General features: G+C 66.3%; 12 protein-coding genes. All 12 read right to left on the minus strand.

Annotated features, from left to right (window positions below; translation table 11 throughout):
• Nucleotides 1–3: 3 nt before the first annotated feature.
• Nucleotides 4–942, minus strand: coding sequence for an NAD-dependent epimerase/dehydratase family protein (locus ACZ0BA_RS06300; protein WP_463450469.1), 939 nt, complete (start codon nucleotides 940–942; stop codon nucleotides 4–6).
• Nucleotides 939–1,928 (minus strand): fumarylacetoacetate hydrolase family protein, encoded by a 990-nt coding sequence (locus ACZ0BA_RS06305; RefSeq protein ID WP_463450470.1) that lies wholly within the window; start codon nucleotides 1,926–1,928, stop codon nucleotides 939–941. The genes ACZ0BA_RS06300 and ACZ0BA_RS06305 overlap by 4 nt, the downstream gene beginning before the upstream one ends.
• Nucleotides 1,925–2,500, minus strand: a complete 576-nt coding sequence (locus tag ACZ0BA_RS06310; RefSeq protein ID WP_463454713.1) for a cupin domain-containing protein — start codon at nucleotides 2,498–2,500, stop codon at nucleotides 1,925–1,927. Before ACZ0BA_RS06310 ends, ACZ0BA_RS06305 begins: the two co-directional genes overlap by 4 nt.
• A 22-nt stretch (nucleotides 2,501–2,522) precedes the next feature.
• Nucleotides 2,523–3,677 carry an MFS transporter gene (locus ACZ0BA_RS06315; RefSeq protein WP_463450471.1) on the minus strand — a complete coding sequence of 385 codons (1,155 nt, stop codon included), beginning with the start codon at nucleotides 3,675–3,677 and terminating at the stop codon, nucleotides 2,523–2,525.
• A 17-nt stretch (nucleotides 3,678–3,694) separates the two neighbouring features.
• Complete coding sequence (locus ACZ0BA_RS06320; RefSeq protein ID WP_463450472.1) at nucleotides 3,695–4,837, minus strand: FAD-dependent oxidoreductase; 1,143 nt, start codon at nucleotides 4,835–4,837, stop codon at nucleotides 3,695–3,697.
• 113 nt (nucleotides 4,838–4,950) lie between these two features.
• The gene (locus tag ACZ0BA_RS06325; RefSeq protein WP_463450473.1) at nucleotides 4,951–5,301 is read right to left on the minus strand and encodes a Rieske (2Fe-2S) protein; all 351 of its coding nucleotides are present in this window, start codon (nucleotides 5,299–5,301) and stop codon (nucleotides 4,951–4,953) included.
• Between the two features lie 4 nt (nucleotides 5,302–5,305).
• Nucleotides 5,306–6,292 (minus strand): VOC family protein, encoded by a 987-nt coding sequence (locus tag ACZ0BA_RS06330; protein ID WP_463450474.1) that lies wholly within the window; start codon nucleotides 6,290–6,292, stop codon nucleotides 5,306–5,308.
• 11 nt (nucleotides 6,293–6,303) lie between these two features.
• Entirely contained in the window at nucleotides 6,304–7,464 is a 1,161-nt protein-coding gene (locus ACZ0BA_RS06335; protein ID WP_463450475.1) for an alpha/beta hydrolase family protein, read from the minus strand.
• A gap of 16 nt (nucleotides 7,465–7,480) precedes the next feature.
• Nucleotides 7,481–9,862: an efflux RND transporter permease subunit gene (locus tag ACZ0BA_RS06340; RefSeq protein WP_463450476.1), complete on the minus strand. Its 2,382-nt coding sequence runs from the start codon at nucleotides 9,860–9,862 to the stop codon at nucleotides 7,481–7,483.
• Nucleotides 9,859–10,926: a WD40/YVTN/BNR-like repeat-containing protein gene (locus ACZ0BA_RS06345; protein WP_463450477.1), complete on the minus strand. Its 1,068-nt coding sequence runs from the start codon at nucleotides 10,924–10,926 to the stop codon at nucleotides 9,859–9,861. Before ACZ0BA_RS06345 ends, ACZ0BA_RS06340 begins: the two co-directional genes overlap by 4 nt.
• Before the next feature lie 5 nt (nucleotides 10,927–10,931).
• Nucleotides 10,932–12,281, minus strand: coding sequence for a DUF1329 domain-containing protein (locus ACZ0BA_RS06350; RefSeq protein WP_463450478.1), 1,350 nt, complete (start codon nucleotides 12,279–12,281; stop codon nucleotides 10,932–10,934).
• 23 nt (nucleotides 12,282–12,304) lie between these two features.
• The gene (locus ACZ0BA_RS06355; protein WP_463450479.1) at nucleotides 12,305–13,969 is read right to left on the minus strand and encodes a DUF1302 domain-containing protein; all 1,665 of its coding nucleotides are present in this window, start codon (nucleotides 13,967–13,969) and stop codon (nucleotides 12,305–12,307) included.
• Nucleotides 13,970–13,977 lie beyond the last annotated feature (8 nt).

The raw sequence follows: 13,977 nt of genomic DNA on the forward strand, positions 1-13,977 counted from the left end.
ATGCTACGACAACGCCGCTTTTATCAGCAGGCCGGCATTGTCGTCGTGGCGGAAGCCGGCCGCCAGCGCGGCCGGCGTATGCAATGGTGGATAGCGGCCGAACAGCGCTTCGATCCGTTCATCCGGCGCGAACGAGACGAGATTCCGGCACTGCTGGCCATAGCGGCTTGCCAGCGCCGCCACGATTTCTTCCATGCCGAGATGCAGAACGGGCAGCTGCCAGGTGCGCGAAGGCGGCGCGCCGGCCGTGTTCATGGTGGCCGCGTGCAGCAGATTGTCCACGCAGCAGGGCAAGGACATCCACCATCCCGTGGCTGTTGCCGAGACCGGACAAACATAGGGCTGGCCTGCGGCTAGCTTGTGCATGACAAGGCTCATAAAGGCGCTGCCGTGGCCCGATTCGCCTGGGGGACGGGCGACGATGCCCGGCAGGCGCAGGCTGACGGCGTCGATGTCGCCGCGCCGGCTCAAGTCCGCCAGCGCGATTTCCGTCATCCATTTGTGCGCGCCGTAGCTGAGGGCCGGTTGCGGCATCTGGTCTTCACGTACGGGCGCCGGGCCCAATGGGCCGTAAACTGCGACCGAACTGGCGAAAACGAAGCGCGGCGCGCTGCCCGTCATGCGCCCTTGGTCCGCCAACCGGTGCGCCAGGGAGAGCGTGGCGTACAGGTTGACCTCGCGGCCCAGTTCGTAGTCGCGCTCCGCCAGCGCACCCGGCACGCTGGCGAGGTGGAATACAATATCGGCTGGCCGATCCAGCGCATGGTCGAGAATCTCCGGCCCGCAAAAGCTGCCTTTGAACTGACGTACGCTGTCGGCTGCCGGCCCATGCTCGAAGCGATGGTCGATCAGCGTCAGCGCATGGCCGCCTTGCGCCAGCAGGCGGCGCACCAGCACGCGGCCGACGAAGCCGTCGGCCCCGGTGACCAGGATATGGCTCATGTCCCCACCTTGACCTGCACCACCTGTTGCTCGATGATGCCGAATGGCCCGGTACCGGCGCCCGGCCAGCGCGCTTCCATGCGCACAATGTCGCCGAACCGCATGAAGCCCGTCTCGGCGCCGCCCTTGTCGATCATCTCGATCACGCGCCGTTCGGCGATGCACGCCGAGCCGGCCGCGCGGCTGACGTTGGAGACCGTGCCGGTGCCGATGATGGTGCCGGCGGTCAGGCGCCGGGTGCGCGCCGCATGGGCGATCAAATCGCCAAAGCTGAAGTTCATCTCGCCACCATGTGGTTGACCGAAGCGCTCACCGTTCCACTTCACTTCGAGGTCCAGATAGACGCGGCCTTCCGTCCATGCGTTGCCCAGTTCATCGGGAGTGACGGCCACCGGCGCGAAACTGGTCGACGGCTTGGCCTGCAGGAAGCCGAAGCCGGTACGCATTTCGCGCGGACCAAAGGTGCGCAGGCTCCAGTCGTTGAGCTGCACCACCAGCAGCACCTGACGCAGCGCCGCTTCCGGCGTGGCGGCCATTGCCACCGCGTCGACGATCACGCCGAATTCGCCCTCGAAGTCGATGCCGTCCGCTTCGCTCGGCAGCGCCACGTCCGCATGCGGACCGAGGAAATCGTCGCTGGCGCCTTGATACATCAGCGGGATGGTCGTCAGGTCGGGTATCGGCGGCGTATCGAACGCTTGCGCCATCAGGTTGGCGTGGTTGAGGAAGGCCGAGCCGTCGCACCACTGCGGGCTGCGCGGCATCGGCGCGGCGCACCGGCGCGGATCGAACGGCTGGCCGGCCTGCGCGTCGCCGTTGAGCGACTCATAGATGCGCATCAGCGGCGCTTCCACCTCCCGCCAGTGCTGCACCGCGTACAGCAGGGTGGGGGCGACGACGCCGGCATCAATGCAGCGCGACAGGTCGCGCGAGACCAGCAACAGGCGGCCATCGGGCGTGTGGTCATCGAGTGTGGCGAATTTCATCGTTGCAGTTCCTTGGCTATGTCGGGGTCATAGACCCCGTCGATCAATACGAAAAGCATCCGGCAAGGATGCCGCGAGCGATTGGCCCACGCGTGATTGGTGCCGCGCTGGACCACCACGCTGCCTGGCTTCAGCCGGACTTCCGACGCGTCCAGTACCAGCGTCAACTCGCCCTCGATGACGATGCCGTAGTCGACCGACTCGGTGCGGTGCATTAACGGATGGGGTGACCCCGGCTTGACGGTCGAGGCATCGGCGTCGCCGATCTGGCTGAAGGCGTCGTGCATGCGGCTTGCGCCGTGCGCCAGCAAGTCTTCGGTATCGGGCGGAATGTCGACAAAGCGCACGCGCGTTCCTTGCGCCGGCGGTGGCAGCACTAGTGGTCCAAGGGTAGGATCGGCGCCGTTGTCGACAGGGGCCGGCGAGCCGGTGGTGCTCCATATTTCATGGAACACGGTCCCGGGAATGGCGCTGACTTCCACCACGGTAGGTGGCGGTCCGTCGGAGACGATCAGGGCGCGGCCTTCGGCATCGTGGCCGGTGACCACGCGATGAATAGCTGGAAATGGCAATGGCATGATGGATTCCTTCGATTCAGGGAAGAACGGGCGCGCGCCGGCGGCCGGCCTGCGCAAAGCAGACCACTGAAATTGTCGCGATGACCACGGCCGCGATGCCAAGAGTGCCGTAGCCGGCGCTCTTGACCAGCGTGCCGCCCAGGATAGGGCCGATCGCTGCGCCGGTCATCAACATGGCCGGCGTGGCCGACAGGGCCCGGCCCGCAGGATCCAGCTGGGCCAGCAGCCCAAAGGCGAAGGTATGGGTAAAGATCATCACCGCGACGAAACAGGCCGTGGCGGCGGCGTAGGGCGGAAACGCGCTGCTTTGCGTAATCACTAGCGCCAGCGCGGCTTGCACCACGGGCCCGGCCAGCACCACCATGCGCGCCGGCAGCCGTTTTTCCAGCAGCGCGGCGATCGGCGCAGGCAGCAGGTTGACCAGGCCAAGCGCGATCAGCACCCCGGTGACGGCGCTGACGGTGTAGCCGCGATCGGCGCCGATGCGTTCGACAAAGCTGAACATCATGGCCTGCACCAGGCCCATGCAACTGATGCCGATCGCGGTGAACCACACCGCGCGGCTCAATGGTGCGTCGGCGCCGCCGGTTGTGGCCAGCAACGATGGTTGCGCGCGCGGGAACGCGGCGATGGACACCAGCGTGGCCACCAGCATCACGCCGCTGAAGGCGTAGAACAACGCCGGTCCACCCTGTGCGGCCACCACGCCGGGCATCGCGCCCAGGAAGACCACGCCGAACACCGCCAGCGCCAGGCCAGCCATTGCGAAGGTGCGGTGCGGGCGGGCGCTGCGGCCGATGGTCCCGTGGGTCATGCTCAAGGCGCTGCCGGCGGCGGCGCCGGCCAGCGCGTGCAGCGCTGCCATCGTCGCGAAGTCGCTGGTGCGCGTCAGGCCGAGGAAGGCCAGCGAGGCGACGCCGAATCCGGCGGCCGCCACGTGTGCGGCCGGCAGGCGGTGGAAGCGCGGCGCGCAGTGCAGGCTGCTGCCGACCGCGCCGAGCAGAAACAGCGTGGCGAGCGTGCCGGCCTGCTGCGGATCGAGGCCATAGCGGGTGATCAAGGTGCCGACCCAGACCGGCAGCGCCACCAGGTCCACCATGCCGGCGCAGTGCGCCACCATCAGCGCGAGGCGGGCCGGCCAGCGCTCTTGCTTGCTATTGTCGTTGCTCATGAGCGGCTCCCGGCGCGTCAGATCGGCGCGGCCAGCGCGATGAGCGTGTCGCGCATGATCTGTGCGTGCTCGGCTTTGTCGCCACCGGTGATTTCGATCTCGCCGAGACGGGCGGAATTCTCCACCACCAGGCGGCAGCGTTCCCAGCGCCGCGCCTCGAACCGCGCCAGCGCCTGCTCGATGCTGGCCGCGTCTTCCAGTTCCTCGGCCAGCACGATCGCGTCTTCGATGCCGATGCACGCGCCGGACGCCATGTGCGGCGTGGTGGCGTGCACGGTGTCGCCGATTAGAACGACGCGGCCGCTATGCCACGGCTGCTGTACCAGCAGCGATTCCAGCGGGCGATAGACGATCAGGTTGTCGCTGGCGGCGGCCTGTTCGATCTGCGCGCGGCATTGTTGCATCAGGGGTGCAGGGAACGGCGCCAGCAACGCCGACAGCATGGGCGCGAACCCGGCGGGATCGATGGCGACGTTGTCGACCCGGTCCTCGGTCACAAACAAATACATCTGGTCGCGCGAGACGGGATTGACGCCGGTCTTGATCTTCGGTCCAAGCCACATCATTGCGCGTTCGACTTCCGGCGGGCGGGGCAGCACGGCGCGCCAGACGCACTGTCCGCTGTAGACGGGCTTGGGCGCATCAGGCAGCACATGGGCGCGGACGTGCGAATACAGGCCGTCGGCGCCGATCACGAGGTCGTAGCTGTGGGTGCTGCCGTCCGTGAAGTCTACCTCGACGCCGTCGGCGTGCTGGCGCAGCGCGGTAAAGGTGCAGCCCAGGCGGATGTTGGCGCCGCTGGCGCGCGTGGCGTCGGCCAGGATGCGCGCCAGTACCGGGCGCATGATGGCGCCGCCGCCCGGCACGTCCGGCCCGGCCAGGCGCGGCGTCGGCAAGATGCCGATATGCTGGCCGTGGGCCAGGAACAGGTCGACACCGTCGCTGGCCGCGCCCTGTTCCAGGAATTGCGGCAGAATGCCGAGCGTCTGGAAGGCGCGCAGCGTGGCGCCGCCAAGGCTGATGCCGGCGCCATAGGAGCGCCAGCCGGGATCGATTTCCACCAAGTCGACGTCCAGCGCCTGCTTGCGCAACTGGATGGCGGCCGCCATGCCGGAAAAGCCGCCGCCGATGATGAGGATTTTTTTTGCGGGCGATACCATGTTGTCTCCTTCTGTATAGGTTTTATTGCAGGCCAGTCTGACGACGGGTCGGGTATTTGTAAAATTGATTGTGTACATACGCAGTATCGGAATCGCCGATACTTGCGCCGTGGTCAGGGCGCGTCCACCAGATAAACCGCACCGTCGTCCGACACTTCCAGGCGCACCGGCGCGAGCGACTGGCCGAGGCATGGTCCCCGTGTACAGAGTCCGCTCTCGATCTCGAACAGCGCGCCGTGCGCCGCGCAGACCAGTTGGCTGCGCTCGGCATTGAGGTAAGCATGGCGGCGCCAGGCCATGGGCGTGTCGCCATAGTGCGGGCACAGGTCGCGGTAGGCGTGCAATCGCTGCCCCTTGCGCACCACCAGCACGCTGTCCTGGCCGGTGCGCTGCGGATCGAAGCCGCGCGCGTCGCCATCCGGCAGGTCGGCCAGATGACAGAGCAGGGTGGCGCCGGCGCGCACGGGCTTAGCGTGCCGGTCCCGGACGGCCTGGCGCCGCGCCAGGTGGCCCGCCAGTTGCGCCTGGTGGCGGACCTCCCGGCGCCCACTTTTCGCGCGACTGGAACAGGAACAACTGCGAAGCGTCTGCGCTCATCGGTGTGGTGCGCGCCTGCCAGTTGGCATCGTGCAAGTCCATGTCGGCGTCGTATTCCACGTGGCAGCCCAGCGGGCTGTTGAAGTACCAGAACCAGTTGGAGCCGAACTTGTGGCGGCCCGGGCCCCAGAACGACTGGTATCCCTTGTTGACGAACCGGGTACCGGCCAACATCAACTCGGTCGGGCCGCCGAGGTGGAAGGTGAAGTGCTCCACACCCTGCATGAATGGCGGCGTCTGGATCAGGAACAGCGTGTGGTGGTCCAGTGTGCCGGCCGGCTGCAGGAAGGGGCCGGCGCCGGCCAGCCGGTCGGTGCAACGAAAGCCGAGGCGCTCGACGTAGAAGGCCTCGGCCCTGGCCACGTCCGGGACAAAGTAGACCACGTGCGAAAGGGTGCGCGGCCGCACCAAGGCCTGCTCGTCGACGGCGACCACGTTCGGTCCGCGCTGGGCCGCAGCCCCCGGCGCATTGACCGTCTCGGCAGCGACAGCAATGGCGCGGCGCACCGTGACCTGGAAGCCCAGCACGAAACCGGCATCGTCGGTGGTTTCGAACGAGCCGTCCGGCAGCAGCCTGACGTCCCGGTCGCGCGACAGGTCGCCGGCCAACGCCTCCAGTGTGGCCTGGTCGGCCACGCCGTAGACGGTCTTGCGCAACATGCTGGCGGTCGGCAGCGGCGCCGGCAGCGCGGCATCGTCCTTGTGGGCGATGACGATGGCGGTGCCGTCCAGCGCTTCGAAGCGGCCGCCGGCGGCGGTGGCGTCCACCGGCGTCAGGCCATAGTCTGTCAGGTATTGGCTGCAGGCGGCGACGTCGTCGACGCCGAAAATCAATGCATCTGGTCCGATAATGTTCATGGGTGATCCTTTTAGATGGAGACGCGGCCGCCGAGCGTTTCGGCGACCCAGTCGGCGATGTAGGCACCGGCGTTGGCGGAGTTGTCGAAGCTGGAGTGCTGCACACCGCCTTCGCGGTCGGTGAAGATCTTCAGTTCGCGTTTAGGGCTGTTGACCAGCTGGTCGTAGGTGCGCTGCGCCCAGTGGAGCGGAATCTGGGAGTCCTTCTCGCCGTGCGTGACCAGGAACGGCACCTTGATACGCTCGACCACACCGTCCAGGTGGACGTTCTCGGCGATGCGCATGAAGTCGTCCATGTCCTTGGCGCCCCACACCCACTGCACGTGCTGCCAGTAGTGCGGCACCGGGAAGCTGCCTTCCTTCTGCAAGCGCTTCTTTTGCACGTCGCGCCAGTCGTGGTTGGCGCCCCAGACCACGCCGCAGGCAAAGCGCGGCTCGAAGGCCACCGCGCGCGGGCAGTAGTAGCCGCCCAGCGACACCCCTTCGCAACCGATGCGCTTGGGGTCGACGTCGGCGCGGGTTTCCAGCCAGTCGACCACTTTGCTGGCCCACAGTTCGGCGTTGTAGACGGCGGTCAGGCCTTGCAGGCGCAGCGCCTCGCCGGTGCCCGGCTGGTCGATGATCAGGGACGACACGCCCCGTTGGGCCAGCCAGCGCGGCAGGCCGACGCGGTACTTCATCTCCTTGGTCGAATCGAGACCGTTGAGCTGCAACAGTATCGGCGCGCGGCCGCTGACGCCCTCGGCGCGCACCAGCAGGCCCGAGATGTGGCTGTCGCCATACGGGATCTCGACGCGCTCGCAGTTCTCGCCGGCCATGCGGATGCCCTTGTTGAATACTTCCTGAAAACGCCGATACAGCGCCACGCGGCCTTCGGCGCCGTGCGCCTGAAGGCGCTCGGCGGTCAGGTAGTAGGTGGCGGCGCGGCCGTACTTGTCGCCGGCGGAAATGAGCCGGCCGCGCGCCTCGTCCTCCGCCGCCAGATCGCACAGCTTGTCGGCCATTCGTACCCACGTGGTGCGAAAGGCTTGCGTACCGGCCGCGTCGGGCTGGTCAGCCGCTTCCCGCAGCGGCGCGCACATCTCCTGGATCTCGCCCATCTTGGCGCCCATTTCGATGGCCAGGTTGATGGAGAGGTCCCAGACGTAGTTGGTGGGGAAATAGCGAAACATTGAAGCTCCTTGGTGGTTAATTCTGTTTTGTCTGTTTGAGCAGGAAGTGCCCCAACGCCGGCACCAGGATTAGCGCGCCCAGCATGTTCCAGATGAACATGAAGGCCAGCAGCAAACCCATATCGGCCTGGAACTTGATCGGGCTGAACACCCAGGTGACGACGCCGATTGCCAGCGTGACGCCGGTCAGCATCACGACCTTGCCGGTGAACATCAGCGCGCGGAAGTAGGCGTCCGACAGGCTGGCGCCCCTGCGCAGCTGCGCCAGCGTGATGCTGAGGATATACAGCGCATAGTCGACGCCAATGCCGACGCCGAGGGCGATCACCGGCAAGGTGGCGACCTTGACGCCCATACCGAACAAGACCATCAAGGCTTCGGCCATGACGGAAGTCAGCATCAGCGGCAGCACCGCCACCACCACCGCGCGCCAGGAGCGGAAGGTGACGAAGCACAGCAACACCACCGCGGCGTACACCAGGACCAGCATGGTGCGCCAGGCGTCGCGCACCACGATGTTGGTGGCCGCCTCGATGCCGGCCGAACCGGCCGCCAGCAAAAACTGCGTGTCCTTGGTGTTGTTCGAGGCTGCGAAGGCTTCGACATGCGACACCACGCGCGCCAGCGTATCGGCCTTGTGGTCGCGCAGGTAGACGTAGACCGTCAGCAGGTTGCAGCTGTCGTTGTAAAGGCCGCGCGGCGCGCCGGCGGTGACGGTGTTGAGCATGTCCTGGTTGGGCAGGAACTCATACCATTTCGGGCTGCCTTCGTTCAGACCGGCCAGAACGCGGCGGTTCAGCAGCGCCAGGCTGTTGGTGTTCTCCACACCGTCAAGCTGGCGCAACTGCCATTCGAGCGCGTCGATCTTGTTCAGCGTGTCGTATTGGGAGCACTGGCCGTCGGCGGTCTTGACCATGATCGCAAGGACGTCGCTGGCGGCGCCATACGCGGCGTTGAGCGCGGCCACGTCACGGTTGTAACGGCTGTCGGCGCGCAGCTCCGGCGCGCCGGGATCGAGGTCGCCGATCTTCAACTGGGTGCTCAAGGCATAGGCCCCGGCCGCCAGCAGCACGCCGGTGACGATCGCGCCGGTAGCCCAGCGGCGTTGCGTGAACCGGTCCAGCAAAGCCCACAAAGCGTGGCGCGACCCGCCGTTGGCTGCCGCTTCCTCGGCGCGCAGGCTGCGTGCTGCGGCCTTCGGGCTGACGCCGATATAGCTGAGCAGGATCGGCAGCAGGATCAGGTTGGTGACGATCAGCATGCCGACGCCGAGCGATGCCGCCACCGCGAGTTCGCGAATGACGGCGATGTCGATGGCCGACAGCACGGCGAAGCCGACGGCGTCCGCCAGCAGCGCGGTCAGCCCGGCGAGGAACAGGCGGCGGAAGGTAAAGCGGGCTGCGACCAGCTTGTGCATGCCGCGGCCGACGTCCTGCATGATGCCGTTCATCTTTTGGGCGCCATGGCTCATGCCGATCGCGAAGACCAGGAAGGGCACCAGGATGGAGTAGGGGTCAAGCGCGTAGCCCAGCATCGGCAGCATGCCGAGCTGCCACACCACGGCCACCAGCGACGCCAGCACCACCAGCGCGGTCGAACGCCAGCAGCCGGTGTACCAGTAAACCATGGCGGTGGCGATGGCGACGGCGATGGCGAAGAACAACAGCACCGCGCGCACGCCGTCGATCAGGTCACCGACCAGTTTTGCGAAACCGGTGATGTGGATGCGTACACCTTGTTGCTCGTACTTGACGCGCAACGCTTCAAGCCGTTGGGCGAAATGGCCGTAGTCAAGCAACTTGCCTTCGGCATCGCGCACCAGGATCGGCACATAGATGATGCTCGACGCGCCGTCGAACGACACCAGTTGGCCGATTTCGCCGGAACGGGCGATGTTGGCCTTGAGCTGCGCCAGGCTGCCAGCGCCGCCGTCGTAGCCGTCCGGGATCACCGGGCCGCCTTCCAGGCCTTCCTCCGTCACGCCGACCCAGCGCGTGCCTGGTGTCCACAGGGACTTCATCTGGTTGCGCGCGACGCCCGGCACCAGGAATACTTCCTCGCTCAACTTGCGCAGCGTGTCGAGGTAAGCGGGATCGTAGATGCTGCCCTCGGGGTTATCCACCGCGATGCGCACCGCATTGCCCAATCCGGTGAGCTCGTTCTGGTAGTGCAGGTAGTTCTGGATGTAGGGATGCTGCGCCGGGATGGTTTTCTCGAAGCTGGCGTTGATGGACAGCTTGCTGGTCTGCCAGCCAAGCAAGATGGTGACCAGTGCGCAGGCGATCACCACCAGTAGACGGTGGTTGAACAGCAGGCGTTCGACGATGGAGCCTGAAGCGCTGTCGAACTGCGACAAGTCGCCGGGCGCCGCTGGGGGAAGCTGGTCGTTCATTTTCATCGCGCCGCTCCCGCGATGATCGGTCCTTGAACGGACAGGGCCAGCAGGCTGCCGTTGTCCGTTTCCAGTACGCCGTTGAGTGGCGCCATCGGCTTTGCCTGAGCAGGGACCAACGTCTGGCCACGCAGCGTCAACAGCATGCCTGCCTGGTTAGCGAAGACCAGCGTGCCGTCGGCGCGTTCGGCCGAGGCGGTGATCGAGACCGGCATCGGGCTGGCCAGTTGGCTCCAGCTGCCGCCGCCGTCGGTCGACCGCCAGGCGTTGCCGCGCAGACCGGCCAGGACCATGCTGCCACCGTTCGATAATTCCGCGGTGAAGAAGCTGCCTTGATAGGGGACGGTCAAGCGCCGGAAGCTGGCGCCACCGTCGCTGGACAGCAGCGCCAGTCCCCGTTCGCCGCCGATCAGGATGGTGTCGCCCTGGCGCCGCACGGTGTTCAGGTGCATTCCCTTGGGGTTGTCGATGCGTTGCATCCACGGCGCCCATGTGCGGCCACCGTCTTCAGTGGCCAGGGCCAGACCGTAGGCGCCGACCACCAGCACGCGGCCGGCGCCGAGCAGGCAGACGTCGAGCAGCGGCTTGTCGGCGCCGTCGGTTACTAGGCGTTCGGCTTCGCGAATGGCGGCATCGTCATTGGTCGCCTTTGCCGCAGCCAGCGCCAGCGCGGCGATGCGCCGGCCGTCCAGCACAGGTTTCCAGCTGGCCCCGGCGTCGGCGGAGGTCAGCACCACGCCGGCATGGCCGACGGCCACGCCGTTGCGGGCATCGGCAAAGCGCACGGACGTCAGCGTGACGCTGGTGGGAACGGCTGCCTGCCGCCAGGTCCAGCCGTTGTCGTCCGAAAACAGAATCACACCGCGCTCGCCGACGGCGACGATGCGTTTGCCCGCTTTGGCTGCACCCAGTAGCACCGATTGCGCGGCGGTGCGGGACAGCACGGCAGGACGTTGCATGGCCGCCGTGACCGCGGCGGGCGCTGGGGCCGGCGACCCGGGAGCGCCTGCCGTAGCGCTGCAGGCCAGCGCCGCCAGCGGCAGCCCAACGGCCAGTAAATTCAATTTCATGGACATCAGCGTGCACCCTCGCCAGCCATTGCGTCCGGCGTGAAGACGCTGTCCTGGTAGCGCGGCTTCAGCGGATATTGCGATGCCTTGGCGTTGTAGAGATTGCCGACAAAACCGGTGCCGGATATCAGGTCGCTAAAGCCGAAGGCGCCGATGACCGTGCCAGGCAGGTCCGGGGCCACGAATGTCTGCGACCACAGTGTCTTCCAAAGTTGACCGTTGGCGTCCCAGCGGTCGCCCAGCACACAGTTCCACGTATCCTCGTCGCAGTAGTAGCGGCTCTTCGGCGCCTGGTGGCGCTGGCCGGCGCGCAGCGTGGCCTCCACCACCCACACGCGATGGCGTTCCCAGCGCACGTGATCGGGATTCAGGTAAGCCTTGCCCAGCACCTCCGCATCGGTCTTTGGCTGCAGCAGCTTGTTGCCGTTGTACGGGATCAGCATCTCCTGCTTGCCGATCAGTTTCCAGTCGAAACGGTCGGTGCGGCCGTTCCAGGTCTCGATCTCGTCAAAGCTCATCACGCCGGCAGTGGACGGCGTCGGCGTATCGCAGCAAGGGTTCGGCAGCTTGCGAACGCGGCGTTGGCCGGTCAGGTAGACCCACGCCGCGTCCTTGGCCGGATCGATATTGGTGCGACCGACGATCGCTTCCCCGGCGCGAATCGGCGGTCCGGAGTTAATCAGGCGCAGCAGCCAGAACTCGTTACCCTTGGCGAATTGCTCCGGCGTGCCGTCCTGGAAGTAGTAGGGCATCTGCTGGTCGCCGGTGCCGCTGGTGGTCAGTACGGCCTTGCCATCGGCCGTCAACTGGTATTGATTGACGTTGAACTGCCACGCCGTGCCGCGCCAACGCAGCATGTGGTTCCACATCACCTCGGCGCCGGTTTTAGGAATCGGGAACGGAATGCCGCCATAGGCGCCGCTGGTAATGTCGCCGGTCATCTTGGCGCGGGTGGCGTTCTTGAAAGTGTTGTCATAGACCCATTGCGGCGCCGCACCGGTGCGGTGGGTCGGATAGACATCGAGCCGGAATTCCGGGTACTTCTTCAGCATGGCCCTGGTGCCGTCGGTCAGCACGGCGGCGTACTGCTCGGCGTTCTTTGCGTTGACGGTGTACAGCGGTTTCTCGTCCTTGAACGGGTCGCCGCGCCTTCCCCCGGCCTTGTCGCCGGGAATGGCGGTGGTATGGCCGCCGGTCCAGGCGGGAATGCTGCCGTCCTTGTTGCCAGCTTTTTCGGCGCCCAGCGGCGTCAATTCGGATTTTAGTTTTGCCGCCTCGTCGGCGCCGACGGCCGCCATGGCTGGAAGGGATACCGCGGCCAGCATCGCCAGCACGGAAGTGATACGTGGGTTCATGGTTGTCTCCTGTTTTTGGTGTGTTAGAAGGTGCGGCGCAGGGACAGCGCCAGGTAGTCGCGGTCGGCCAGCGCGTTGCCGCTGCTGTAGACCGCGTGGCCTCCGGTCAGCAGCGGCTTGTAGTTGACGAAGGGTTCGGCCTTGCCGAGGTATTTGTTGAAGCTGATACTCAGCTGCCACACGCCCTGGTAGGTGCCGTCGAGGCCCAGTGTCGCGGTGCCGCTGTGCTTGGGTCCCCAACCCATGCCGGTCACCGATGAATTGCCATCGACGACGTAGCGCAGACCGACAGGGACGTTCAGGTCCAGGCCCGGCAGCACCTGCCGATAGCTTGGCGAGAACACCACCTGCAAAGCAGTGGCATCGCGCGTGCGCAGCTCATCCAGCGTGTGGTACTGGTCGTCCTTGGACAGCACGCGGTTCCAGGCCAGTTCGCCGATCAGCGTCGCCTCGCGGGCCAGGAAGCTCGGGCCCATGGTTGTCAGCCAGGAGAGGTTGGCGTGCGCGGTGCGGCCGGTGGCGTACATCGGCTCCGGCTGCACGTTCGGGTACACAATGTTGGCGCTCACCAGCGGCATGTTGTCGCGCGCCGAAACCTCCAGCGACACATTGGTGTTGCCGATCGAACGCGTGGCGCTGAAGCCGGCGGTGGTGACGGCGTCCGGGAACACGTAGTACCAGCTGCCCGGTGCCGGGCTGGTGACGTTCAGCCGTGAGTAGAACACGCCGGACTTGTCGTGGTAGCGCGCTGCGTAAAAGCCCAGGTCGGTTTCTTCCAGCCGCCATTTGAGCTGGGCGCCGTATTGGCCGCTGTCCGACGGATGCCGTTCGGCGCCCGGCAGCAAGACGCTGGTGGTGATCACTTCCGGCAGCGGAGAGCCGCCCCAGATGTTGTTGGCCGTGCTGAAGTAGCTGCCGGCTGGCGCCATGCGGTCGGCCTGCCAGCGGAACTGGTAGTAGGCGCCGAGCGTGACGTCCTGGCTCAGGGCGACCTGGCCGGACACCTGCGGCACCGGCCGGATGATTTCCTTGAACTGGGCGTTGGGCGACGACTGCAGCTTCCAGATGTCGATCGGCCCTTGCGCGCGGGCGATTCCGTTATCGCCAAAGAACAGCGTCTCGCCGTACACCAGCGCATGCTGACCCAGGCGCGCGGTCAGCTTGTGGCCCGCGCCGATTTCCCATCCGCCAAAGATGAAGGCGTCCAGCACCTCGGCCTTGCGGCCGGCCAGCTTGCGTGTGCTCGATGGCATGGCATTGTAAGGTGACTGGCCGTTGAGCCGGTCGGCGGCGTCGGTCCTGCCGTCGTAGGCCTGGTCATACCAGCCGGCGCCGCTGACGCGCAGGCCGAAATCCCTGCGGTAGACCGCGTCGAACTCGCTCAGCAGGTCGACCCGCTTGGAGACCCAGCCGCGATTGCGGAAGTTGTCGTTGCCAGCGTTGAAGTTCATCGCTTGCGGGAAGGCCGACGCCGGAACTCCTGGCACCAGCAGGCGCAGGCTGTCGACCAGGGCCGGGTCCGCGTCATGCAGGCGATACAGGGCGGTCGCCTTCAGCGTGTTATCGAAGCGCAGGCTCCAGTCGGGATTGGCGGTTTCCAATTCCACCGCGGCAGTGTGGCCAGCAGCCAGCAGGGCTGCGGCTATGCAGGTCATCCGCAGGCGGCGCTGCCCAATCGAATAGTCCATTTTGTCTC

It is taken from the genome of Duganella sp. AC917, from assembly GCF_979258245.1.

What these genes read in the sequence shown, in the direction of transcription:
- ACZ0BA_RS06300 (WP_463450469.1), bottom strand. Translation starts at nt 942, where the DNA reads ATGAGCCATATCCTGGTCACCGGGGCCGACGGCTTCGTCGGCCGCGTG.
- ACZ0BA_RS06350 (WP_463450478.1), bottom strand. Translation starts at nt 12,281, where the DNA reads ATGAACCCACGTATCACTTCCGTGCTGGCGATGCTGGCCGCGGTATCC.
- ACZ0BA_RS06330 (WP_463450474.1), bottom strand. Translation starts at nt 6,292, where the DNA reads ATGAACATTATCGGACCAGATGCATTGATTTTCGGCGTCGACGACGTC.
- ACZ0BA_RS06340 (WP_463450476.1), bottom strand. Translation starts at nt 9,862, where the DNA reads ATGAAAATGAACGACCAGCTTCCCCCAGCGGCGCCCGGCGACTTGTCG.
- ACZ0BA_RS06345 (WP_463450477.1), bottom strand. Translation starts at nt 10,926, where the DNA reads ATGAAATTGAATTTACTGGCCGTTGGGCTGCCGCTGGCGGCGCTGGCC.
- ACZ0BA_RS06305 (WP_463450470.1), bottom strand. Translation starts at nt 1,928, where the DNA reads ATGAAATTCGCCACACTCGATGACCACACGCCCGATGGCCGCCTGTTG.
- ACZ0BA_RS06355 (WP_463450479.1), bottom strand. Translation starts at nt 13,969, where the DNA reads ATGGACTATTCGATTGGGCAGCGCCGCCTGCGGATGACCTGCATAGCC.
- ACZ0BA_RS06315 (WP_463450471.1), bottom strand. Translation starts at nt 3,677, where the DNA reads ATGAGCAACGACAATAGCAAGCAAGAGCGCTGGCCGGCCCGCCTCGCG.
- ACZ0BA_RS06335 (WP_463450475.1), bottom strand. Translation starts at nt 7,464, where the DNA reads ATGTTTCGCTATTTCCCCACCAACTACGTCTGGGACCTCTCCATCAAC.
- ACZ0BA_RS06320 (WP_463450472.1), bottom strand. Translation starts at nt 4,837, where the DNA reads ATGGTATCGCCCGCAAAAAAAATCCTCATCATCGGCGGCGGCTTTTCC.